Source organism: Burkholderia sp. 4NA327C6, from assembly GCF_005502655.1.
Lineage (GTDB): Bacteria > Pseudomonadota > Gammaproteobacteria > Burkholderiales > Burkholderiaceae > Burkholderia > Burkholderia contaminans.
In genome coordinates, this window is the sequence record NZ_SCNZ01000028.1 from 1 (window position 1) to 21,047 (window position 21,047).

A 21,047-nucleotide genomic window follows, 5' to 3' on the forward strand; every position below is an offset into this window, starting at 1 on the left:
CATGAAGCCAGCCCGCCCTCGCCCGCCCCGCCGCATCCTCGCCCGCTTCGTCGCGGTGTCGTGGCGCGACCTCGCGCTGTCGATCGGCCCGACCGTGCTGCTCGCCGGCGCGGCCGTCTGGCTCGCGGTCAAGCTGATCCAGCCGGCCCCGCCGTCCACGCTCGTGATCTCGTCCGGGCCGCCCGGCAGCACGTACTGGAACGCCGCGCAGAAATACAAGACGATTCTCGCGAAGAACGGCGTCACGCTCGACGTCCAGTCATCCGAAGGGTCCGCCCAGAACCTCGCGCGGCTGTCGAACCCGAACGCGCCGGTCGACGTCGGCTTCGTGCAGAGCGGCATCGGCCCGAAGGAGCGCGACGAACACCTCGTGTCGCTCGGCAGCATCGGCTACGTACCGCTCGCGATCATGTACCGCGGGCCGGTCGTCGCGCGCCTGTCCGACTTCAAGGGCAAGCGGCTCGCGCTCGGCGCGGAAGGCAGCGGCGCGCGCGAGCTGAGCCTCGCGCTGCTGAAGATGAACGGCATCGTGCCGGGCGGCTCGACCGAGCTGCTGCCGACCGCCGGCGAGGACGCGGCCACCGCGCTGCTCGACGGCAAGATCGACGCGGCGTTCCTGTCCGGCGACTCGACGCAGATCCCGGTGATGGCGAAGCTGTTCCGCGCGCCGGGCGTGCACGTGTATTCGTTCACGCAGGCCGAGGCGTATGCGCGGCGCTTTCCGTACCTGACCGCGATCACGCTGCCGATGGGGGTCTACGATCTCGGCCGGAACCTGCCGCCCGCCGACATCCACACGGTCGCGCCGACCATCGAGCTCGTCGCGCGCGACTCGCTGCACCCGGCGTTGTCCGACCTGCTGATCGAGGCCGCGCGAGAGGTGCACGGACACGCGACGATCCTGCAGCACGCGGGCGAATTCCCGTCGTCCGTCACGCGCGGCTTCCCGCTCTCCGACGACGCCGCGCGCTACTACAAATCAGGCAAGACCTTCCTGTACCGGCGGCTGCCGTTCTGGGTCGCGAGCCTCGTCGACCGGCTGCTCGTCGTGGTCGTGCCGCTGATCGTCGTGCTGATCCCCGGGCTGCGGCTCGTGCCGTCGCTGTACGGCTGGCGCGTGCGCTCGCGCATCTACCGCTGGTACGGCGCGCTGATCGCGCTCGAGCGCAGCGCGCTCGGCGACCATACGGCCGAGGAGCGCGTGAAGTTGCTCGACGAGCTCGACGACATCGAGGAAGCCGTGAACCGGATGAAGATGCCGCTGGCCTATGCCGGGCAGTTCTACGTGCTGCGCGAGCACATCGGCTTCGTGCGCGAACGGCTCACCGCGCACGACCAGGACACGCCGGCCGGCCCGCCGGGCGCCGGCGGGCCGCCGCACGCACGTGCCGAGGCCGCGCCGCCGGCCGGCACGACCCCTCGGGCGACTCCCGGTTCCGCGTGAGCGGACGATCCGCGATCATTGCCGCATGCGCGCGCCGCCGCGTAACATGGAGGCCGCCGCCAGGCGCCGCACGCCCCACCCTCTGGAGATCGCCATGACAACCGGCCTCGACACCGCCCAACCCGCCTGGTTCTACGACTTCGTGTCGCCGTTCTCCTACCTGCTCCTCGAACAGCATGACAAGTGGCCGGACGTGCCGTTCGAACCCGTCGCCGTGTCGCTGCCCGACCTGCAGCGTCACTGGGGCCAGCGCCCGACCGCCGACGTACCGACCAAGCGTGTGTTCACCTATCGTCACGCACTGTTTCGCGCGGAACAGCTGGGTATCCGCTTCAAGATGCCGCCCTCCCATCCGTTCGATTCCGACAAGGTGCTACGTCTCGCGATCGCGCTGCGCGCCGACATCGCGACCGTGCTGGAAATGTTCCGCTTCATCTGGCATGACGGCAACGATCCGTCGACGCCGGCCGGGTTCGCCGCGCTGTGCGAACGCGTGGGCGTCGGCCACGGCGACGAGCTGATCGAATTCGAGGAGACGAGCGCGCAACTGCGCCGCAACACCGACGACGCGATTGCGCTCGGCGTGTTCGGCGTGCCGACGTTCTGGATGAACCAGCAGCTGTTCTGGGGCGAGGACGCGCTGCCGATGGTGCTGTACTGCGCACGCACGCCGAACTGGCTCGAATCGCGCGAGGTCAAGCGGATCAGCACGCTGCCGAAGAGCCGTCCGTGATGGCCGGTATCACGCACGCCGGCGCGCGGCTGCGGTAAGGTTACGCTTCACCCGAATCACCCCCAATCGATGGAAGACGACGACCGTACCGCCTCGCTCGATATCTGGCTCGTGCGCGTGTTGCGCACGCTGCTGCTCGAGCGCAGCGTCACGCAGGCCGCGCTGCGGCTGAACCAGACCCAGCCCGCGATCAGCACCGCGCTGCGCAAGCTGCGCGAGACGCTGAACGACCCGATCCTCGTGCGCGGCAAATCCGGCATGGTGCCGACCGAATACGGCGCATCGCTGCTCGAGGCCGCGCAGCGCGCGCTGCGCGAGGTCGACTTCATCGCGACGCCGCACGGCGACTTCGATCCGTCGTCCGCGCGGCGCACGTTCCGCGTCGCCGCACCCGATTACCTGAACGATTTCTTCATGCCGACGCTGATCGAGCGCTTTCGCGACGCGGCGCCGCATGCCCATCTGGAAATCGATTCGCTGAATCCCGCACTCGATCACGCGGGCGCGCTCGAATCGGGCGCGCTCGATCTCGTGATCGGCAACTGGCCGAAGCCCGACCCGCAGTTCGCGCGTCAGGACCTGTTCTCCGACACGATCGTGTGCCTGATGCGCGATGCGCACCCGCTCGCACGCGAGCCGCTCACGCGCGAAGCGTATGCGTCGGCCGCGCACGTCGCGCCGACGCCGTACACCGGCGACAAGCGCAACGCGATCGAGATCGGCCTGGCACGCGCGCGCCTCACGCGGCGCATCGTGACGACGCTGCCGTACTTCGGGATCGTGCCGCAGGTGCTGCTGCAGTCGGACCTGATCTTCACGACGACGCGCCGCTTCGCAACCCACTATGCGCAGCTGCTGCCGCTCGTCGTCGTCACGCCGCCCGTGCCGTTCCCGCGCATCAAGAGCTACCTGCTCACGCATCCGCAGCCCGACCGCCCGACCGACCTCGCGTGGCTGTGCGCGCTGATGCAGAGCGTGTCCGACGAGCTGACGGTTCCCCGCAGCCGCAAGCGCTGAGCCGCGACACACAACACGGCGCGGCCGCTCGAGCTCAGGCCGTGCAGAAGGTTTCCTGCAGATGGGTCCAGCGCACGACGCCCGCCGCGTCGCGCTCGAACACGGCAGTTGCGCGACGCGCGGGCAGCTCGCCCGAGGCCGCGTGCTGCGCTTCGAGATAGGTGACGGTCACATGCGACGCGTCGGCCGCGAGCACGCGGGTGTCCGACAGCGTGATGCGCAGCCCCGGCTTCGCGCCGGCGAGCTTCGCGAACAGTGCGCGCGTACCGTCGTGATCGACGACGCGGCCGTCGGTCAGGATCATCGTGAATTCGGCGGAAAACGCGGCGAGCAGCGCGTCGAGCGCCTCGGGCGCGGTATCGACGCCGGACAGCCAGCGCTCGATGGCGACGAGGCTCGCATCGAGCGCGTCGAGATAAACCTGATGATCGGACATGGCACGTGCACGGTAAGGCGCGGCCCGATGCCGCGCGTCGTCGTGCAGTGTATGCAAAATCGCGCGGCCCTGCGCTGGCCGCGCGGCGCTACCGCGCGCAGGTCGCGTCGTCGCGCGCACGTCCCGATGCGGCGGCCTTCGCGTCGGCCACCGGCATGCCCGAGCGCGCCTGCAGCAGCTCCGCGCACACGGCCACCGCGATCGCGCCCGGCGCCTTGTCGACGATCCCCGCAACGCCGATCGGGCACACCATTTCCACGAGCCGCGCCGGATCGACGCCGCGCGCGGCAAGCCGGCGCTCGAACTTCACGCGCTTGGTACGCGAGCCGATCATCCCGAAGTACGCGTAGTCGCGCCGCCGCATGATCTGCGCGGCGAGCGAGAAGTCGAGCGCGTGGTTGTGCGTCATCACGAGGAAGTACGCGCCGGGCGGCGCGGCGTCGACGACGGCCTCCGGCGTGTCGGTCGGCTCCGGCTGCACGTTCGGCGGACATTCGTCCGGGAACAGCTCGTCGCGCGTGTCGACCCACTGCACGACGCACGGCAGCGCGCCGAGCAGCGTGACGAGCGCGTGACCGACGTGCCCGGCGCCGAACAGCACGACGTGCATTGGCGCCGGCGTACCGGTCGCGCGGTTGCGCTGGCCGGTGCCCGGTGCGAACGCCGCAGTCGACGCGGTGCGGAGCGCGCGTGCGGGGCCGTTCATGTCAGTCTCCGCCGGGCCGCCCCAACGAGGCTGACCACCCCCTCGGAGGGAGCCGTGCATGGGACCGGAGCAAGCGCTGAAGCGCCAACTCCGGTCGACAGCGAACGAAGTGAGCGTGGGGGCTGTTTCATCTCAGACAGCCTGGGCGGCACGTGCCGCACGCACCGCGCCGACCGCACGCAGGATCGACTCGCCGGTCGCCGGCGCATCGAGCGGCGGGTTCACCTTGTAGTCGCCGACCGCGGCCACTGCATCGCGCACCGCGAAGAACACCGAGAACGGCAGCAGCAGCGGCGGCTCGCCGACGGCCTTCGAACGGTGAATGCTGTCCTCGACGTTGCGGTTCTTGAACAGCTGCACGTTGAATTCCGGCGGCGTGTCGTTCACCGTCGGGATCTTGTACGTGGACGGCGCATGCGTCATCAGCTTGCCGCCCTTGTTCCACCACAGCTCCTCGGTCGTGAGCCAGCCCATCCCCTGGATGAACGCGCCTTCGACCTGGCCGATGTCGAGCGCCGGGTTCAGCGACGCGCCCACGTCGTGCAGCGCATCGACGCGCAGCGTGCGCATCTCGCCCGTCAGCGTGTCGATCACGACTTCCGACACGGCTGCGCCGTACGAGTAGTAGTAGAACGGCCGACCCTGCAGCTTCGACTGATCCCAGTACAGCTTCGGCGTCGCGTAGAAACCGTCGGACCACAGCTGCACGCGCGCGAGGTACGCCTTCGCGATCACTTCGCCGAACGGCACGCCGTTGCCGCCGATCCACACGAAGTCGTTGCCGAACTTCACGTCGGCCGCATCGACCTTGCCGTCGCCGAACTGCTTCGCCGCGAACACCGCGAGCCGCTCGCGCAGCTGGCGGGCCGCATCCTGCGCGGCCTTGCCGTTCAGGTCCGAGCCCGTCGACGCAGCGGTCGCCGACGTGTTCGCGACCTTGCTGGTGTCGGTCGCCGTCACGCGGATCCGCCCGAAGCGGATGCCGAGCTCGTGCGCGACGACCTGCGCGACCTTCGTGTTGAGCCCCTGCCCCATCTCCGTGCCGCCGTGGTTCACGAGCACCGAGCCGTCGGTGTAGATGTGCACCAGCGCGCCGGCCTGGTTGAAGTGCGTGACGTTGAACGCAATGCCGAACTTCACCGGCGTGAGCGCGATGCCCTTCTTCAGCACCGTATTGCGCGCGTTGAATGCGCGCACGCCCGCGCGCCGCGCGCGGTAGTCGCTCGTCGCCTCGAGTTCGCCGAGCAGTTCCTGCAGCACGTTGTCCTCGACCGTCTGCCCGTAAGGCGTGACGTTGCGTTCGGTCTTGCCGTACAGGTTCGCGTAGCGGACGTCGAGCGGATCGCGATCGAGCGAACGCGCGACGTCGTCGAGGATGTACTCGATCGCGAACGCGCCCTGCGGGCCGCCGAAACCGCGGAACGCGGTGTTCGACTGCGTGTTGGTCTTGCCGCAGTAGCCGGCGATGGCGACGTCGCCGAGCCAGTACGCGTTGTCGAAGTGGCACACCGCGCGCGTCATCACCGGGCCCGACAGGTCGGCCGAGAAGCCGCAGCGCGACGTCATGTCGAGCGCCACGCCGTCGATGCGGCCGTCGTCGTCGTAGCCGACGTCGAAGCGGTAATGGAAGTCGTGCCGCTTGCCGGTGATCATCATGTCGTCGTCGCGGTCCGGACGCAGCTTCACCGGGCACAGCAGCTTCCACGCGGCAAGCGCCGCACAGCACGCGAAGAGCCCCGACTGCGATTCCTTGCCGCCGAACCCGCCACCCATCCGGCGGCATTCGACCAGCACGTTGTGCGACGCGACGCCGAGCACGTGCGCGACGAGGTGCTGCATCTCGCTCGGGTGCTGCGTCGAGCAGTACACGTGCATCCCGTCGTCATCCTTCGGCACCGCGTACGCGATCTGCCCTTCGAGGTAGAACTGCTCCTGGCCGCCGAGTAGCATCTCGCCCGACTCGCGATGCGGCGCGACGGCGAGCCGTGCGGCCGCGTCGCCGCGCGCAAGCTTCAGCGGCGGGATCACGTAGGTTTCGGCCGCGCGCGCTTCCTGCGCGGTGAGGATCGCCGGCAGTTCCTCGTAGTCGACCTGCGCGCGGCGCGCGGCGAGCCGCGCGGTTTCATGCGACGTCGCGACGACGATGAACATCGGCTGGCCGACGAACTGCACGATGCCCTTCGCGAGCACCGGGTCGTCGTGGATGATCGGGCCGCAATCGTTGACGCCCGGAATATCGTCGGCCGTGAACACGGCGACCACGCCCGGCGTCGCGCGCACCGCGTCGAAGTTCATCGACACGATCTTCGCGTGCGGCTTCGCCGACAGGCCGAGCGCCGCGTGCAGCGTGCCCGCGACGACCGGGATGTCGTCGGTGTAGGTGGCACGCCCGCTGACGTGCAGGTGCGCGGATTCGTGCGCGCGCGAGACGTGGACCTGCGCGGCGTCGGCTTGCGGATCGAGGGTGCTCAGGAACGGTTCTGCTTGCTGGTTCATGTTCGGTGTTCTCCGTCTTCAGACGCGCGCCGCGTCGGTGCCGAGTTCGGCGGCCACTTCACGCACATTCAGGGCTTGCTGCGGCAGCGGGTCGTGCGGGCGCGTCTCCAGCCAGAATCGGTAAATCAGGTTCTTCGCGGTATCGAGGCGGTACGTGCTCGTCGCGCGCATGTCGGTGAGCGGCTGGTAGTCGCGCTCGAGCGCCTGCATCGCGGCCTGCGCGGTCGCTTCGTGCCACTGCGCGCCGTCGAGCACGGCTTCCGTCCGGGCCGCACGCTTCGGCGTCGCTGCCATCCCGCCGAACGCGACGCGCGGCTCGCGGATCGTGTCGCCGTCAGCAATGAACGCGAATGCCGCGCACACGGCCGAGATGTCGGAGTCGAACCGCTTCGACAGCTTGTACGTGCGGAACTGCAGCTTCGCGCGCGCGCCGGTGCGGGTCGGCACCTTCAGGCCGACGACGAATTCGTGCGGCGCCATGTCCTTCTGCTGGTAGCCCGTGTACAGCGCCTCGAGCGGCAGCTCGCGCACCGTGTCGCCGCCGCGCAGCACCACGCGCGCGCCGAGCGCGATCAGGCCCGGCATCGAATCGCCGATCGGCGAGCCGTTCGCGACGTTGCCGCCGAGCGTGCCCGCGTTGCGGATCGGCAGCGACGCGAAGCGCTTCCACATCTCGGTCAGTTCCGGATACTGGCCGGCCAGCGCCGCATACCCTTTCTCGACCGTCACGCCAGCCCCGATTTCGATCCAGTCGTCACCGTGCACGATGTTCTGCAGTTCGGCGATCTGGCCGACGTAGATCAGGTCGTCGAGCCGGCGCATCTGCTTGGTGACCCACAGGCCGATGTCGGTGCTACCTGCCAGGATGCGCGCGTCGGGCCGCTCGACCTTCAGTGCGGCCAGCGCGTCGAGGGTGCGCGGCGCCGCGAAGCGCGCGCCGTCGATCGTCGTGTAGTCGAACGTCTCGTCACGCTTGAGCGACGCGAGCGTGCGGGCCAGCGCGGCCGTGTCGACCGGCGCCGACGGCGCCGGCGCTTCGAACATCTGCACGGCCGCGTCGACGATAGGGCGATAGCCGGTGCAGCGGCACAGGTTGCCGGTCAGCGCATCGGCGATCTCGGTGCGCGTCGGCACGTCCTTCGCCTTCGCGCACGTGCCGGCGCTGCCGCAACCTTCGTGGCCGTGCTTCTCGTACAGCGCCCACATCGACATCACGAAGCCGGGCGTGCAGAACCCGCATTGCGAACCGTGGCAGTCGACCATCGCCTGCTGCACCGGATGCAGCGCGCCGTCCGGCTGACGCAGGTCCTCGACCGTCAGCAGCGCCTTGCCGTCCAGCGTCGGCAGGAACTGGATGCATGCGTTGACGGCCTTGAATTCCACCGCGCCGGCGTCGGTCAGCTCGCCGACGACGACCGTGCACGCGCCGCAGTCGCCTTCCGCGCAGCCTTCCTTGGTGCCGGTGCAATGCGCGTCCTCGCGCAGGTATTGCAGCACGGTGCGGGTAACGTCCGCGCCGCTGACTTCGCGGATCGCGTGACGATGGTAGAAGCGGATCGGCTCACTCATGTCTCGATGGTTCTTCAAATGGGGGCAAGGCGGCCTGCGCAGTGCGCTCGACCGACGTTTTTCCGACAGTTTGCACGCTATCACCATCAAATTTCGCAACCCATAGCCCATCACGCATGGGGCCCATATAACTGCCGCGATATGAGCGGCGGGCCCGCCCGGCGGCCTTTCCAGACGGCGCTCCCGGCCCCTTCCCCGCGCCCCCGCAACCGTCCGCCATCGTCGAAAACAGGTCCCGATTAACTAAATGGTACCTGCGTGAAAACCGGTTCCATGGGAAAATCCCGATTCCCTTTTTCGCCGTCTTCCTGCTGTTTCGTCCATTCGTTCCGACCCCATGTCAACCGATTCCGCCACACCGCCGCGCAGCGGGTTCGCGGTCACGCTGCAAATCGTGTCCGTCGTCTGCTTCACGTTCATCTGCTACCTGACCATCGGCCTGCCACTCGCGGTGCTGCCGGGCTTCGTCCACGACGACCTCGGCTTTTCCGCGATCGTCGCGGGCGGCGCGATCAGCGTCCAGTATTTCGCGACGCTCGCGTCGCGCCCGCTCGCCGGGCGCCTGGCCGATACGCTCGGCCCGAAGCAGACGGTGCTGCGCGGGCTGGTCGGTTGCGGCGTGTCGGGTGTGCTGCTGCTCGTCGCGCTGCTGCTCGCGCACTGGCCGGTCGCGAGCCTCGTGCTGCTGGTCGCGAGCCGGCTCGTGCTCGGCGTCGGCGAGAGCCTGTGCGGCACCGGCGCGATCCTGTGGGGCATCGGCCGGGTCGGCGTCACGCACAACGCGAAGGTGATCTCGTGGAACGGCATCGCGACCTACGGCGCGCTCGCGCTCGGCGCGCCGGTCGGCGTCGCGATCGCGAATACGCTGAATCCGGCGCTGATCGGCGTGATCGTGATCGCACTGGCCGCCGCCGGCTTCTACCTCGCGCGCCTGATCGCTTCGGTGCCGCTCGTGCACGGCGAACGGATGTCGTATGCGAGCGTGTTCACGCGCGTACTGCCGCACGGCCTCGGCCTCGCGCTCGGCTCGGCCGGCTTCGGCTCGATCGCGACCTTCGTCACGCTGTACTACGCGGCGCGCCACTGGCCGAACGCCGCACTGTCGCTGACCGTGTTCGGCACGCTGTTCATCGGCGCGCGCCTGCTGTTCGCGAACACGATCAAGACCTACGGCGGCTTCCGCGTCGCGATCGTGTCGTTCGCATTCGAATGTTCGGGCCTGTTGCTGCTGTGGCTCGCGCCGGTGCCGCACATCGCACTCGTCGGCGCCGCGCTGACAGGTTTCGGCTTCGCGCTGATCTTCCCGGCGCTCGGCGTCGAGGCCGTCGCGCTCGTGCCGCCCGCGAGCCGTGGTGCGGCGCTGTCCGCGTACTCGGTGTTCCTCGATCTGTCGCTCGGCATCACGGGCCCGCTCGCCGGCTATGTCGCGGGCGCGTTCGGCTATCCGCAGGTGTTCCTGTTCGCGGCGGCGGCGGCCGCGGCCGGCGTCGCACTTTCCATGGTGCTGTACCAGCGGCAGGCACGCGTGGCGGAGAACGGCGCGACGGCATGAGAAGCGGGAGGCGCGTTGCGGCCCGCGCCACGCGGGTCAACGCAGCAGTACGTTGAAGTCCCGCAATACGCGGGCCGTATCGGGATGACGCCTGAATGGAACGGCGCGCCCGAGCGAGAGCTTCGGTTCGGCGCGATCGAACAGCACGAGCGCTTCCGACGTGTTGAGATGACGCGACATGTACAAAAACCCGTCGACGCGACGGGGATGCCGGTGGACGGCAAGCGACCACTGTTGCGGAACGTCGTACGGTGCGATGGTCGACAACGCACCGTCACCACCGAGATTTTTCAGCGGCAAGCCGTGCAGGACGGCGACGGTCAGCGGCGCGCCGTCAAATGAAAGGACGTAGCGATCGAGTTCGGTCGTCACGAGCGGAAAACCGCCCAGCACCAGATCGGCGACTTCGTCGTGCAGCACCGTCTCGGCGAATGCGCAATGCAGATCGAAGCCGAAATAGCTCGTGCAGTACCGCCGCCGCTTGCGCGGATCGTCGAAGCGGTTGCCGCCCGATTTCCCGAAGTAAGGTTCGCCGGTCGCATATCGCGAGATACGCACCAGCGCCGTCGGCGCAACTTCGCGAGTCACCAGCGTTGCGCTCGCGAAATGCTCCGCCGGTGCCGTCAGCAAACGAGCCGCCTAGCGCTCGGCGAACGCCGTGGCGGCGCGCTCGACTTCATCCACCTTCCCGCGCGACAGCGCGACGAGCGGCGTAACGTTGCCCAGGGATGCCTTCGGCGTCGTGAAGAACTGCCATTTGCTCCATCCCGGCAACCCGCCCAGACATTGGGTCACCTTGCCCAACGTCTTGCGATCGATGTCCCCCGCCAGGTAGAAGGCCGGGTAGTACTGTGTGGCGCCGACATCGACCGTGAAGATCCGGCCGGACGCCACGGCCTTGCTGAGCGCCTGCCGCGTCATGCCGAGGCCGACCCATGTCTGCGCGGCAGGCAGCAGCTTGCCGTCGGCGACCAGCATGCGCCGTTCCGCCTGCACCTGCCGCTCCGGATCGGCGACGCCGCCCGCCGCCCGCTTCTTCCCGGCGGTCGGCTTCCTGTCGCGCGTCGCGGCCGCGGCGATGCCGAACGTGATCGTGCCAGCCAGATCGATGACCTGCGCGATGCCGACCTTGAACAGGTGCCCCAATTGTTCGTCAGACAGGCTGAGCAGCCCCCGCGCACGATCCGGGCCGAGCATGGTCGCCGCGCCGACAGCGCTGCGCAGCGCTTCCTCCGTCTCGACGTCAAGAACGACGGCCGTTCCTTCCAGCGTATGAGCCCGCGCAATCATCATCACCTCCCGTCACGACCGGAATGATCAAGCGTAGCCCCGCATCGAAACCAAGTCAACCGCGTCAACCAAATCGACCGTTCGCCGGTTTCCTCGATCGTGCGTTCGCGCAGCCCCGAAACTTCTCAGGCCGTCCGCGGAAACAACCGCCGCGTGAGGTCGAACGCGACGAGATTGCCGGCCACGACGAGCAGCAGCCCCACCACCGCCAGCGGCGACCACTGGTAGCCCTCGAACACCGTCGACACGGCCAGCGCGACGATCGGGAACAGCACCGTGCAGTACGCGGCACGCTCGGGCCCGATCCGGCCGACGAGGGTCAGATAGGCGGTAAAGCCGATCACCGAGCCGGGCACGGCCAGGTAGACGAGCGCGCCGAGATAGCGCGGGCTCGTGTCGAGCGTGAACGGCATCCCGGCCGCCACGCTGCCGACGGTCAGGATCGCCGCGCCGATCAGCATCGCCCAGCCGTTGGTCGCGAGCGGGTGCAGCCCCATCGACTGCATCCGGCTCGACAGCAGGTTGCCGATCGAGAAACACATCGTGCCCGCAAACGCGATCGCGAGCCCCATCCACGTCGCATGGTCGTCGAGGTGGCCGGCCATCTGCTGCCAGAACAGGCACGCGATACCGGCCAGCCCGAGCAGCGCACCGGCGATCGCCGACGGCCGCAGCGGACGGCCCATGAACAAGCGGCCGTTGATCGAGTTCAGCAGCGGTGCGGTCGAGAAGATCACCGCGACGAGGCCGCTCGGCACGACCTGTTCCGCATAGTAGAAGCACAGGAAGTTCAGGCAGAACAGCGCAAAGCCCTGCGCGAGGAGAAAGCGCCACGCTTCGCGCGGCGGGCGCACCGGCCGGCGCATCACGCGCAGCAGCGCGAACAGCACGGCGGCCGCGAGCCAGAAGCGCCACGCGATCGACACGGGCGGCGTCACGGAGCCGAGTTGCCACTTGATCGCGATCCAGGTGGTGCCCCAGATCAGCACGGTGACGAAATAAAGCGACAGATTCATGGCGGCAACGATCCAGAAAGCGGGTGAGACGGATCCCGACTATGCGGCCGCCCGGCGCGCGCCGATTGTCCGGAATTGCGGTCTTTTTCGGGCCGCCGCACGCGGCGCCGCGCGCCCGCTTATACTCGGCCCATCATGAGCCTCTCCCTTTCCGCGCCCCCCGTCGACCACCCCACCGCCCTGGCTGGCGGCGATCTGCCGTTCGGCCTGCAGTCGGTCTGCCGCACGCTCGCCGACGCGAATGCGACGCTCGAACGCTTCGCGTGGCTCGGCGACCATCTGGCGATCGCCGAATGGACGCGGATCACCGACGAAAGCGAGACGGTCTACGAGCAGCCGGGCCACCACACGCTGTCGTGCTACCTCGACGGCGGCTACCGGACGGAGCGCCAGCGCGTGCCGCGCTACGGCGCGCCGAGCCTGCTGTGCGCGCTGCCGGGCGACCATGAATCGCGCTGGTGGGTGCGCGGCGAGATGCACTTCATCCACCTGTATTTCCTGCCCGAGCACTTCACGCAGCGCGCGATCCGCGAACTCGACCGCGAGCCGCGCGAGCTGAAGCTCGCCGACCGCACTTACTTCGAGGATGCGCGCGTCGCCGCGCTGCTGCGCTCGCTCGCGCTGGACGGCTGGGACGATGCCGACGAACGGCTACGCGTGAACGAGACCGCGCACGAGGTGCTGAGCCTGCTGCTGCGCGGGCAGAGCACGACCCGCACCGACACGTCGTTCCGCGGCGGGCTCGCGCCGGCCGTGCGCCGCCGCGTGCGCGACTACATCGACACGTACCTGACGCAACCGCTGACGCTCGGCGAACTCGCCGACGTCGCCGCGCTGTCCGAGTACCACTTCTCGCGGATGTTCCGGCTGTCGTTCGGCCGCGCGCCGCATGCGTGGGTGGCCGAGCAGCGCCTCGCGCGGGCGCGCGAGCTGCTGCGCACGACGGCGCTGCCGCTCGCGCAGATCGCGGCCGAGTGCGGCTATGCGAATGCCGGCCACTTCAGCCATCGCTTTCGCGACGCACATGGCACGACGCCGAATACGTACCGGCGCGCGATGCAGGGCCGCTGAGCGCGACCCCTCTCCCCGTTTCGCGGCTTACGCGCCGCGCCGCGACAGTTCCTGTTCGAGTGCCGCGACGCCGGCCGGCAGGTCGACCGGCACCTTCAGATCGACCATCGTGCGGCCGAATGCATGCAGCGTGCGGAACAGGTTGTGTTCGCGGCACTGCTCGCCCATCTGCCCGATCCGTACGATCGGCAAGCCGAACGAGCCCGAGATCTCGACCTGGTACTGCTTCGAGATATGGCCGCAGACCATCCCCGGCGTGAGCCCTTCCGGCGTCTCGATCCCGACCACTGAATTGAGCCGGCAGTCCTTCGGCGCATAGAGCTTGAGACCCATCGACTCGACGCCCGCCTGCAGCGCGAGCGAGCAGCGCAGGTGGCGCGCGAAGCGGCTTTCGAGCGTCTCCGCACAGACGAGCCGCAGCGCTTCGTGCAGCGCGAGCACGCCCGACACGGGCGCCGTGTAGTGATAACCGGCGTTGTGCCAGAAGTTCTCCGCGAGCGCCATGTCGAGGCACCAGTGCGCGTTCGGCTCGGGGCGAGTCTTCATCCGCTCCCACGCGGCATCGGAGAACGCGATCAGCGACACGCCCGGAATCGACGACAGCCCCTTCTGGCCACCGGTGATCACCGCGTCGATGCCCCACGCGTCCATCTCGAGCGGCATCGTCGACAGCGTGCACACCGCGTCGACCACGACCAGCGCGCCGGCCGCCTTCGCGAGCGCCGCGATGTCGCGCAGGTCGCGGTTCCATACCGTATTCGACGTCTCGCCCTGCACGATCGTGACGATCTCGGGCCGCTCGCGCGCGATTGCGTCCGCGATCTCGTCGAGGCTGGCGACTGCGCGGTCGGCCACTTCGAGCGTCGCGACATCGGCGCCGACGCGCGTGGCCATCTCGGCCATCCGCGCGCTGAAGAAGCCGTTGCGGATCGACAGCACACGCGTGCCGCGCCACGCGAGGTTCGAGATCGCCATCTCCATCGCGGCCGAACCGGGCCCCGCGACACCGAGCACCCACTTCGTGCGGGTCTGGAACACGTAGCGCGCCATCTCCTTCACCTGCTCGATGATCTTCGCCATCGTCGCGCCGAGGTGGTTGATCACGACCGTGTTCGCCTTCGCGACGGCGGCCGGGATCGGGACCGGGCCGGCCCCCATCATCAGCAGCGGTTCTTCGGGCAGGATCGCGTCGAGCGGCACGACGACGGGACAGGGAATCGGCGAGTAATCAATGGACATGGCTGGCAAAAGGTGAGGAAAGGAAGTGCACGGACGCCCGCCGCGCTGCATGGCGAACTGATCGATCATTCCGCGTTCCGCCGCCTCGCGCAAGAGGCACGCGCGGCCGGACAGCGCGACGGTGGCCCGGTCGCCGGACCGGGCCAGCGGCCGTGCGCCGGCCGTCCGGATTGAAAATGGATGGCCGGCCAGGTGGTGAAACGGTTCCACTCGCGCGTCAATCGCACGATTTACTCCGTCAATAACACCGCGCCCCGTCGACATCGCCGCTTCAGCGCGACTTCCGCATCGATTGAAATAGACCGGATCCGTGATGAAAATCATCTCGCAGAATCGGATACGCAAAACCCTGGCATGCCCGAAAAACATCGATTATGTCGGCATGAATTGGGGCACGCTTCCTGGCAATACCTGAAGAAATCCGCACAAATGGATCGCAACCCGTTGAATTAAATAACAAATATTCGCACCCAACATGCTTATCGAATACTGCACCGCCTTTGAACGGCAGGCATGCGAGACAGTGCCACGTTTAACCCGTTACTCCCGATTTCGATTTTCCGCAACCCGCCCATTTTCTCAGGTTGACGGATATCGCTCTATATTGAACAATCATCTGCGGAATCGAAAAAAACGATTTTTCGATACGATGGAAAAACAGAGGGCCGCGCGAGGCGCTTTCGAGGTTGCGCGGCGTAAAACCACAACCATAATCAATCAACCGGGCCAGAAATACGCAAGCCATGAACCAGATTCAGACCATGCGTGTATTCGTCTGCGTCGCCGAGCAGCAGAGCTTCCGGCGCGCGGCGCACCATCTCGGCGTGTCCAATGCACTCGTCACGCGTTCGATCGCGATGCTCGAGGGCCACCTGAACACCCGGCTGATCCACCGCACCACGCGGAACCTGTCGCTCACCGAGGCCGGCGTGCGCTACCTCGACGGGTGCCGGGCGCTGCTCGAGGAATTCGACCATCTCGAATCGTCCGTCGCGCATGCCGTGCGCGAACCGGCCGGCACGCTGCGCGTCGTCGCGTCGGGCCTGCTGTCGCCGCTTGCGCTGACGCCGCTCGTCAGCAGCTTCCGGCACCGCTATCCCGAGTTGCGCGTGCAGCTGACCGTCGCCGAAGGGCCGCTCGACGTGCTCGATTCCGGGTACGACGTCGGCATCGTCACGGGCAACCGGCTCGACGGCAACCCGACGCTGATCGGCCACGCACTTTCGCCCAACCCGTTCGTCGCGGTCGCGGCGCCGGCCTATCTCGAGCGACGCGGCGAGCCGCGCCTGCCCGACGACCTGCCGGGCCACGACTGGGTCACGCTCGCGCCGCACCAGCATGCGCCCGCGTGGCAACTGGTCGGCCACGACGGCGTCGCGCATTCCGTCACGGTGCGTCCGGCCTGCACGGTCAACCAGCTCGCGCTCGTTCACGCGGCCGCCGTGGCCGGCGCGGGCATCGCGGTGTTGCCCGAGCCGTGCGTCGCCACCGCGCTCGCCAGCGGCGCGCTCGTGCGGCTGATGGCCGGCTACCGGATCGACGATCCCGACACGCAGCTGTCGCTCGTCTACCCGAATCGCCAGTACGTGCCGGCGCGCACGCGCAGCTTCGTCGAGCACGCGCTCGATCACTTCAGCGCGCAGCCGGCCCGCGAACACACCGATTACGGCTTCCTGCGGCCGTCGCGCGGCCCCGACCGCTCCGACATCGTCACGGGGCTGCAGTAAACTGCGCGCGTCAGCCTTCGGAGGTGCAGCGTGCGCGTGATCCTGTTCAGCAGCCGGCAGTACGACGACGATTCGTTTGCTGCCGCCAACCGGCAGTTCGGCTATCGGCTGCACTTCCAGCCGTCGCACCTCGACGCGGAAACCGCGATCCTCGCGCATGGCTATGACGTCGTCTGCCCGTTCGTCAACGACACCGTCGACGCGGCCGTCCTCGAACGGCTGGCGGACGGCGGCACGCGTCTGATCGCGCTGCGCTCGGCGGGCTTCAACCACGTCGACCTGGCCGCCGCCGAGCGGCTCGGCATCACGGTGGTGCGCGTGCCCGCCTATTCACCGCACGCGGTTGCCGAGCACGCGGTCGCGCTGATCCTCGCCCTCAACCGCCGCCTGCCGCGCGCCGTCGCGCGCACCCGCGAAGGCGACTTCTCGCTGAACGGCCTGCTCGGCTTCGACCTGCACGGCAAGACCGTCGGCGTGATCGGCACCGGCATCATCGGCAGCGTATTCGCGAAGATCATGATGGGCTTCGGGATGCATGTGCTCGCGCACTCGGTGCCGCCGTACAACGACGAGCTGATCGCGTTCGGCGCGCGCTATGTCGAGCTCGACGCGCTGCTGCACCACGCCGACATCGTCAGCCTGCACTGCCCGCTGCTGCCGTCGACGCACCATCTGATCAACGAACGGACGCTCGCGCGGATGAAGCACGGCGCGATGCTGATCAACACCGGGCGCGGCGGCCTTGTCGATGCGCAGGCGCTGGTCGACGCGCTCAAGAGCGGCCAGCTCGGCCATCTCGGGCTCGACGTGTACGAAGAGGAAAGCGGGCTCTTCTTCGAGGATCACTCCGACCTGCCGCTGCAGGACGACGTCCTCGCCCGCCTGCTGACGTTCCCGAACGTGATCGTCACGTCGCACCAGGCATTCTTCACGCGCGAGGCGCTCGCCGAAATTGCGCACACCACGCTGTTGAACATCGAGGCGTGGCATGCGGGCACGCCGCAGAACGTCGTGACGGCGAATCGCTGAGAAATCGACGAAACCGGCTCATTTCATGGTTGCAAGCGATACCGCAATCGTTTGCTTTTGATCGCCGCTGAAAACACGACCTTTTGCGTCAACAATTTCGCGCTTTGTTTCAAATGATGTAACGCGGCGCGTGCGCCGTCTGCTATCGTTGCGCCGACGTTATCCCGCCGCCTCCCGTCCATGCGTTTCGACGATTCCGACATCGCCGCCGTCTACCGCGCCATTTTCGAACGGCGCGACATGCGCCACTTCACGCCGGCGCCCGTCGATCCCGCCGTGCTCGCGCGCCTGCTGCGCGCGGCGCATCACGCCCCGAGCGTCGGCTTCATGCAGCCGTGGCGCTTCATCCGCGTCACCGATCCGGCGCTGCGCACCGCGATCCACGCGCTGGTCGACGCCGAGCGCCGTGCGACCGCCGACGCGCTCGGCGAGCGCCAGGACGAATTCATGCGGCTGAAAGTCGAAGGCGTGCGCGAATGCGGCGAGCTGCTGGTCGTCGCGCTCGCCGACGGCCGTGAGCGCCACGTGTTCGGCCGTCGCACGCTGCCGGAGATGGATCTCGCGTCCGCCGCGTGCGCGATCCAGAACATGTGGCTCGCGGCCCGCGCCGAAGGGCTCGGGATGGGTTGGGTGTCGCTGTTCGACGTCGATGCGCTGCGCACGCTGCTGCGGATGCCCGACGGCGCGAAGCCGATCGCCGTGCTGTGCGTCGGGCACGTCGACGCGTTTTACGCAAAGCCGATGCTCGAGCAGGAGCGCTGGGCCGCGCGGATGCCGATCGAAGCGTGCCTGTTCGAAAACGGCTGGAGCGATCCGGCCGCGATCGATGCCGCCGGCTCACCATCATCGCCCGCCGACGTGGCGGACGCGGCAACGGAAACCGGGACCGACTCGGCAAGCGCTTCGACCGCGAGCGTCGGCGGGTCCCGCGAACGCATCGCCTGAGAGCCCGCGCCATCATCGTTCCGCCCCCGCAATTTCACCGCCGACAGGGCCGCCGAATCCCACACTGTGAGCGCCACGCGGGCAATCCCGTCGCACGCCGGCAACAACCGTTTTGGCCCCAAGCATAGGGGTTTTCACTGAAGTAGAATCGCGGCTGTCGTTCGCCTTCCCGCCCGCCCCGCACCGCGCATCCTGCGCCAGCCCGAGCGGCGGCTTTTCCCGAGCCCACCGCGATGCCCTTACCTCTTTTCGCCCTCGCCGTCGCCGCATTTGGAATCGGTACCACCGAGTTCGTGATCATGGGGCTGCTGCCCGATGTCGCGCGCGATCTCGGCGTGTCGATCCCGGCCGCCGGCATGCTCGTGTCGGGCTATGCGCTCGGCGTGACGATCGGTGCGCCGATCCTTGCGATCGTCACCGCGAAGATGCCGCGCAAGCGCGCGCTGATGGGCCTGATCGGGCTGTTCATCGCGGGCAACCTGTTCTGCGCGATCGCACCGGGCTATGCGGTGCTGATGGCCGCGCGCGTCGTCACGGCGTTCTGCCACGGCGCGTTCTTCGGGATCGGCTCGGTGGTCGCGAGCAACCTCGTCGCGCCGAACCGTCGCGCGCAGGCGATCGCGCTGATGTTTACCGGCCTGACACTCGCGAACGTGCTCGGCGTGCCGCTCGGCACCGCACTCGGCCAGGCATACGGCTGGCGCGCGACGTTCTGGGCCGTCACCGGCATCGGCATCGCCGCGGCCGCCGCGCTCGCCGTCTGCCTGCCGAAGAATCTCGCGATGCCCGACACCAGCATCACGCGCGAATTCAGCGTACTGAAACATCCGCAGGTGCTGATGGTGCTCGGCATCAGCGTGCTCGCGTCGGCGAGCCTGTTCAGCGTGTTCACGTACATCACGCCGATCCTCGAGGACGTGACGGGCTTCTCGCCGCGCCAGGTCACCTACGTGCTGCTGCTGTTCGGCCTCGGGCTGACGGTCGGCGGCACGCTCGGCGGCAAGCTCGCCGACTGGCGCCGGATGCCGTCGCTGATCGCGACGCTCGCGCTGATCGGCGTGGTCCTCGCGCTGTTCGCGGGAACGATGCACCTGCCGTTCGCCGCGCTCGCGACGATCTTCGTGTGGGGCATCCTCGCGTTCGCGATCGTGCCGCCGCTGCAGATCCTGATCGTCGACCGCGCCAGCGACGCGCCGAACCTCGCGTCGACGCTGAACCAGGGCGCGTTCAACCTCGGCAACGCGACCGGCGCGTGGCTCGGCGGGATGGCGATCGGCTCAGGCGTGTCGCTCGTGAACCTGCCATGGGTCGGTGTCGCGATGGCTGTTGCAGCGCTCGCGCTCACGCTGTGGTCGGCGTCGCTCGAACGACGACCGGTAACCGTGCCGACCGAGTACGTCTGAAGCCACCCTGTCGAAATCGTTGCGTGCACAACTCCACGCGGACCTGATGGCCTTCATGGACCTATCAAGGTCCGCGGTGTAGCATCCCCGCCGATGAAAGCCATTCTTAATCGCGATTTCCTCGCACTCATCCTGAGCGTCGCGGTCGTCGGTCTCGGCACCGGCGCCACGCTGCCGCTCACCGCACTCGCGCTGACCGAAGCCGGACACGGCACCAACGTCGTCGGCATGCTGACGGCCGCGCAGGCACTCGGCGGCCTCGCGATCGTCCCGTTCGTCACTGCGCTCGCGCGACACATCGGCTCGCGCCGCGCGATCGTCGTATCGGTCGTGCTGCTCGCGGCCGCCACCGCACTGATGCAGTTCACGTCGAACCTGATCCTGTGGGGCGCGCTGCGCGTGCTGTGCGGCGCGGCGCTGATGTTGCTGTTCACGATCGGCGAGGCGTGGGTCAACCAGCTCGCCGACGATTCGACGCGCGGCCGCGTCGTCGCGATCTACGCGACCAACTTCACGCTGTTCCAGATGGCGGGCCCCGTGCTCGTGAGCCAGATCGCCGGGGCAACGAGCATCCGCTTCGCGCTGTGCGGCGCACTGTTCCTGCTCGCGCTGCCGACGCTCGCGACGATCCGGCGCGCACCGCTCGCCGGCGACGACGCGCATCACGAAGCGCACGGCCGCTGGCTCGACATCCTGCCGCGCATGCCCGCGCTGATCATCGGCACCGGCTTCTTCGCGCTGTTCGACACGCTCGCGCTGTCGCTGCTGCCGCTCTATGCGATGGACCACGGCGTCGCGAGCGCGACCGCCGTGCTGCTCGCGTCGATCATGCTCTTCGGCGACACCGCGATGCAGTTCCCGATCGGCTGGCTCGCGGACAAGCTCGGCCGCGAACGCGTGCACCTCGGCGCAGGCTGGATCGTGCTCGCCGGCCTGCCGCTGCTGCCGTTCGTGATCGCCAATCCGTGGCTGTGCTGGCCGTTGCTGTTCGTGCTCGGCGCGGCGGCCGGCAGCATCTACACACTGTCGCTCGTCGCGTGCGGTGAACGCTTCCGCGGTGCGGCGCTCGTCACCGCGAGCTCGCTCGTGTCGGCGTCGTGGAGCGCCGCGAGCTTCGGCGGCCCGCTGGTCGCCGGTGCGTTGATGGAACAACTGGGCAGCAACGCGCTGGTCGGCGTGCTGGTCATCTGCGTCGCAGCGTTCGTCACTGCCGCGCTATGGGAGCGCCGAGTCGCGCCGCAGCGCGCAGTCTGACACCAGGGTGCGGGCACGCCGCAGCGCGCCGCCCGAACGACGACGGCACGAACACGCGCCGGCCGTCCACGGATACGCCGGTCACACTGCGAAAACGACGACGGCCCGCGCAAAGCGGGC

20 protein-coding genes are annotated in these 21,047 nt (G+C 68.4%); 11 read left to right on the forward strand and 9 right to left on the reverse strand.

What is annotated here, in order from left to right:
• The first annotated feature begins 1 nt into the window (after position 1).
• The 3 genes from FFS49_RS25385 (at position 2) to FFS49_RS25395 (ending at position 3,194) form a co-directional block, all read left to right on the forward strand.
• Positions 2 to 1,444 (forward strand): TAXI family TRAP transporter solute-binding subunit, encoded by a 1,443-nt coding sequence (locus FFS49_RS25385; RefSeq protein WP_105816033.1) that lies wholly within the window; start codon positions 2 to 4, stop codon positions 1,442 to 1,444.
• Between the two features lie 94 nt (positions 1,445 to 1,538).
• The gene (locus tag FFS49_RS25390) at positions 1,539 to 2,177 is read left to right on the forward strand and encodes a 2-hydroxychromene-2-carboxylate isomerase (protein WP_039361206.1); all 639 of its coding nucleotides are present in this window, start codon (positions 1,539 to 1,541) and stop codon (positions 2,175 to 2,177) included.
• Between the two features lie 69 nt (positions 2,178 to 2,246).
• Positions 2,247 to 3,194, forward strand: coding sequence for a LysR family transcriptional regulator (locus FFS49_RS25395; RefSeq protein WP_105816032.1), 948 nt, complete (start codon positions 2,247 to 2,249; stop codon positions 3,192 to 3,194).
• Between the two features lie 34 nt (positions 3,195 to 3,228).
• Here the strand turns inward: FFS49_RS25395 and FFS49_RS25400 are convergent, their stop codons facing one another.
• From FFS49_RS25400 to xdhA, 4 genes are all read right to left on the reverse strand, one after another.
• A complete protein-coding gene (locus tag FFS49_RS25400; RefSeq protein WP_039361538.1) occupies positions 3,229 to 3,630 on the reverse strand; it encodes a polyketide cyclase in 402 nt (133 codons plus the stop codon).
• 88 nt (positions 3,631 to 3,718) lie between these two features.
• The gene (gene xdhC, locus FFS49_RS25405; RefSeq protein WP_105816031.1) at positions 3,719 to 4,336 is read right to left on the reverse strand and encodes a xanthine dehydrogenase accessory protein XdhC; all 618 of its coding nucleotides are present in this window, start codon (positions 4,334 to 4,336) and stop codon (positions 3,719 to 3,721) included.
• Between the two features lie 132 nt (positions 4,337 to 4,468).
• Positions 4,469 to 6,832, reverse strand: coding sequence for a xanthine dehydrogenase molybdopterin binding subunit (gene xdhB / locus FFS49_RS25410; protein ID WP_137909737.1), 2,364 nt, complete (start codon positions 6,830 to 6,832; stop codon positions 4,469 to 4,471).
• An 18-nt stretch (positions 6,833 to 6,850) separates the two neighbouring features.
• Positions 6,851 to 8,401, reverse strand: coding sequence for a xanthine dehydrogenase small subunit (xdhA, locus tag FFS49_RS25415; protein ID WP_105816029.1), 1,551 nt, complete (start codon positions 8,399 to 8,401; stop codon positions 6,851 to 6,853).
• Positions 8,402 to 8,738: 337 nt separating this feature from the next.
• On the opposite strand from xdhA, the gene FFS49_RS25420 reads away from it, so the two are divergent.
• A complete protein-coding gene (locus FFS49_RS25420) occupies positions 8,739 to 9,953 on the forward strand; it encodes an MFS transporter (protein WP_105816028.1) in 1,215 nt (404 codons plus the stop codon).
• A gap of 36 nt (positions 9,954 to 9,989) precedes the next feature.
• Here FFS49_RS25420 and FFS49_RS25425 read toward each other — a convergent pair whose 3' ends face one another.
• The 3 genes from FFS49_RS25425 to FFS49_RS25435 form a co-directional block, all read right to left on the reverse strand.
• Positions 9,990 to 10,541: an RES family NAD+ phosphorylase gene (locus FFS49_RS25425; RefSeq protein ID WP_226285450.1), complete on the reverse strand. Its 552-nt coding sequence runs from the start codon at positions 10,539 to 10,541 to the stop codon at positions 9,990 to 9,992.
• A 51-nt stretch (positions 10,542 to 10,592) separates the two neighbouring features.
• Positions 10,593 to 11,246, reverse strand: coding sequence for a hypothetical protein (locus tag FFS49_RS25430; RefSeq protein WP_224755757.1), 654 nt, complete (start codon positions 11,244 to 11,246; stop codon positions 10,593 to 10,595).
• A gap of 122 nt (positions 11,247 to 11,368) precedes the next feature.
• Positions 11,369 to 12,259 carry an EamA family transporter gene (locus FFS49_RS25435; protein ID WP_105816026.1) on the reverse strand — a complete coding sequence of 297 codons (891 nt, stop codon included), beginning with the start codon at positions 12,257 to 12,259 and terminating at the stop codon, positions 11,369 to 11,371.
• A gap of 135 nt (positions 12,260 to 12,394) precedes the next feature.
• Between FFS49_RS25435 and FFS49_RS25440 the strand changes: the two genes are divergently transcribed.
• A complete protein-coding gene (locus FFS49_RS25440) occupies positions 12,395 to 13,330 on the forward strand; it encodes an AraC family transcriptional regulator (RefSeq protein WP_039361220.1) in 936 nt (311 codons plus the stop codon).
• Between the two features lie 27 nt (positions 13,331 to 13,357).
• Here FFS49_RS25440 and FFS49_RS25445 read toward each other — a convergent pair whose 3' ends face one another.
• Positions 13,358 to 14,569 carry an alanine--glyoxylate aminotransferase family protein gene (locus FFS49_RS25445; RefSeq protein ID WP_039361540.1) on the reverse strand — a complete coding sequence of 404 codons (1,212 nt, stop codon included), beginning with the start codon at positions 14,567 to 14,569 and terminating at the stop codon, positions 13,358 to 13,360.
• 180 nt (positions 14,570 to 14,749) lie between these two features.
• On the opposite strand from FFS49_RS25445, the gene FFS49_RS25450 reads away from it, so the two are divergent.
• Positions 14,750 to 15,022 (forward strand): hypothetical protein, encoded by a 273-nt coding sequence (locus FFS49_RS25450; RefSeq protein WP_137909738.1) that lies wholly within the window; start codon positions 14,750 to 14,752, stop codon positions 15,020 to 15,022.
• Between the two features lie 79 nt (positions 15,023 to 15,101).
• Here FFS49_RS25450 and FFS49_RS25455 read toward each other — a convergent pair whose 3' ends face one another.
• Positions 15,102 to 15,314 (reverse strand): hypothetical protein, encoded by a 213-nt coding sequence (locus tag FFS49_RS25455; RefSeq protein WP_137909739.1) that lies wholly within the window; start codon positions 15,312 to 15,314, stop codon positions 15,102 to 15,104.
• Here FFS49_RS25455 and FFS49_RS25460 point away from each other — a divergent pair.
• The 5 genes from FFS49_RS25460 (at position 15,313) to FFS49_RS25480 (ending at position 20,927) form a co-directional block, all read left to right on the forward strand.
• Positions 15,313 to 16,296 carry a LysR family transcriptional regulator gene (locus tag FFS49_RS25460; protein WP_105816025.1) on the forward strand — a complete coding sequence of 328 codons (984 nt, stop codon included), beginning with the start codon at positions 15,313 to 15,315 and terminating at the stop codon, positions 16,294 to 16,296. The two genes, FFS49_RS25455 and FFS49_RS25460, sit on opposite strands and share 2 nt — an antisense overlap.
• Before the next feature lie 30 nt (positions 16,297 to 16,326).
• Positions 16,327 to 17,325 carry a 2-hydroxyacid dehydrogenase gene (locus FFS49_RS25465; protein ID WP_039361225.1) on the forward strand — a complete coding sequence of 333 codons (999 nt, stop codon included), beginning with the start codon at positions 16,327 to 16,329 and terminating at the stop codon, positions 17,323 to 17,325.
• A gap of 180 nt (positions 17,326 to 17,505) precedes the next feature.
• Positions 17,506 to 18,270, forward strand: coding sequence for a 5,6-dimethylbenzimidazole synthase (bluB, locus tag FFS49_RS25470; RefSeq protein WP_105816024.1), 765 nt, complete (start codon positions 17,506 to 17,508; stop codon positions 18,268 to 18,270).
• Between the two features lie 233 nt (positions 18,271 to 18,503).
• A complete protein-coding gene (locus FFS49_RS25475) occupies positions 18,504 to 19,673 on the forward strand; it encodes an MFS transporter (RefSeq protein WP_039361228.1) in 1,170 nt (389 codons plus the stop codon).
• 93 nt (positions 19,674 to 19,766) lie between these two features.
• A complete protein-coding gene (locus FFS49_RS25480) occupies positions 19,767 to 20,927 on the forward strand; it encodes an MFS transporter (RefSeq protein WP_105816023.1) in 1,161 nt (386 codons plus the stop codon).
• Positions 20,928 to 21,047 lie beyond the last annotated feature (120 nt).

Coding starts and splice junctions, on each gene's coding strand:
- FFS49_RS25385 (WP_105816033.1), top strand. CDS start 2: ATGAAGCCAGCCCGCCCTCGCCCGCCCCGCCGCATCCTCGCCCGCTTC.
- FFS49_RS25390 (WP_039361206.1), top strand. CDS start 1,539: ATGACAACCGGCCTCGACACCGCCCAACCCGCCTGGTTCTACGACTTC.
- FFS49_RS25395 (WP_105816032.1), top strand. CDS start 2,247: ATGGAAGACGACGACCGTACCGCCTCGCTCGATATCTGGCTCGTGCGC.
- FFS49_RS25400 (WP_039361538.1), bottom strand. CDS start 3,630: ATGTCCGATCATCAGGTTTATCTCGACGCGCTCGATGCGAGCCTCGTC.
- xdhC (WP_105816031.1), bottom strand. CDS start 4,336: ATGAACGGCCCCGCACGCGCGCTCCGCACCGCGTCGACTGCGGCGTTC.
- xdhB (WP_137909737.1), bottom strand. CDS start 6,832: ATGAACCAGCAAGCAGAACCGTTCCTGAGCACCCTCGATCCGCAAGCC.
- xdhA (WP_105816029.1), bottom strand. CDS start 8,401: ATGAGTGAGCCGATCCGCTTCTACCATCGTCACGCGATCCGCGAAGTC.
- FFS49_RS25420 (WP_105816028.1), top strand. CDS start 8,739: ATGTCAACCGATTCCGCCACACCGCCGCGCAGCGGGTTCGCGGTCACG.
- FFS49_RS25430 (WP_224755757.1), bottom strand. CDS start 11,246: ATGATGATTGCGCGGGCTCATACGCTGGAAGGAACGGCCGTCGTTCTT.
- FFS49_RS25435 (WP_105816026.1), bottom strand. CDS start 12,259: ATGAATCTGTCGCTTTATTTCGTCACCGTGCTGATCTGGGGCACCACC.
- FFS49_RS25440 (WP_039361220.1), top strand. CDS start 12,395: ATGAGCCTCTCCCTTTCCGCGCCCCCCGTCGACCACCCCACCGCCCTG.
- FFS49_RS25445 (WP_039361540.1), bottom strand. CDS start 14,569: ATGTCCATTGATTACTCGCCGATTCCCTGTCCCGTCGTCGTGCCGCTC.
- FFS49_RS25450 (WP_137909738.1), top strand. CDS start 14,750: ATGGCCGGCCAGGTGGTGAAACGGTTCCACTCGCGCGTCAATCGCACG.
- FFS49_RS25460 (WP_105816025.1), top strand. CDS start 15,313: ATGAACCAGATTCAGACCATGCGTGTATTCGTCTGCGTCGCCGAGCAG.
- FFS49_RS25455 (WP_137909739.1), bottom strand. CDS start 15,314: ATGGCTTGCGTATTTCTGGCCCGGTTGATTGATTATGGTTGTGGTTTT.
- bluB (WP_105816024.1), top strand. CDS start 17,506: ATGCGTTTCGACGATTCCGACATCGCCGCCGTCTACCGCGCCATTTTC.
- FFS49_RS25475 (WP_039361228.1), top strand. CDS start 18,504: ATGCCCTTACCTCTTTTCGCCCTCGCCGTCGCCGCATTTGGAATCGGT.
- FFS49_RS25480 (WP_105816023.1), top strand. CDS start 19,767: ATGAAAGCCATTCTTAATCGCGATTTCCTCGCACTCATCCTGAGCGTC.